The 627-nt window shown below is 61.4% G+C and carries 2 protein-coding genes; both read left to right on the forward strand.

Annotation, left to right across the window (positions count from 1 at the left end):
- Nucleotides 1-284 (forward strand): EAL domain-containing protein (locus tag JP75_RS24960; protein ID WP_035088102.1); only part of this gene is annotated, 284 nt, incomplete at its 5' end.
- A 180-nt stretch (nt 285-464) separates the two neighbouring features.
- Nucleotides 465-627, forward strand: a 163-nt coding sequence (locus JP75_RS26100) for a GTP-binding protein (protein ID WP_152565985.1), incomplete at its 3' end; no start/stop codon positions are given.

Raw genomic sequence — 627 nt, forward strand, 5'->3', positions numbered from 1 at the left:
TCCCCTTCGACAAGATCAAGATCGACCGCTCCTTCATGCGCGACCTCGACGGGCGCAGCGATAGCCTAGCCATCATCAAGGCGGTGATCGGGCTGGGGCATTCGCTCGGCATGTCGACCACCGCCGAAGGGGTCGAAACCGAGGAGCAGTTGAAGGCCGTGCGCGACCAGGGTTGCAACGAAGTGCAGGGCTTCCTTTTCAGCCCGCCCATCGAAGCGAGCGCCATCCGCAAGCTTCTCGCCACGGAAGCCGAGCGCCTCGGGGCCATGCGCAAGGCGTCCTGATATGGGGCGCAGGGCTGCCCTGCGCCGAAATATCTTGTTTCCGACACATCTTTTCGGTAAGGCCAGCAGCGAAAAATGCGCCACTGCGTCCCGGGGGACCTTGGCGCTTTGTTGTTCCAGCACGAGCCGACCGGAATACCGTTTCCTTTGGGAATCGTGCCAAGACTGGTGACCCTTTCGATGTCCCTGCGCAATATCGCCATCATCGCCCACGTCGACCATGGCAAGACGACCCTCATTGACGTGCTGCTCAAGCAGTCCGGCTCATTCCGCGAGAACCAGCGCGTCGAAGAACGCGTCATGGACTCCAACGATATCGAGCGCGAGCGCGGCATCACGATCC

Source organism: Devosia riboflavina, from assembly GCF_000743575.1.
Taxonomy (GTDB): domain Bacteria; phylum Pseudomonadota; class Alphaproteobacteria; order Rhizobiales; family Devosiaceae; genus Devosia; species Devosia riboflavina.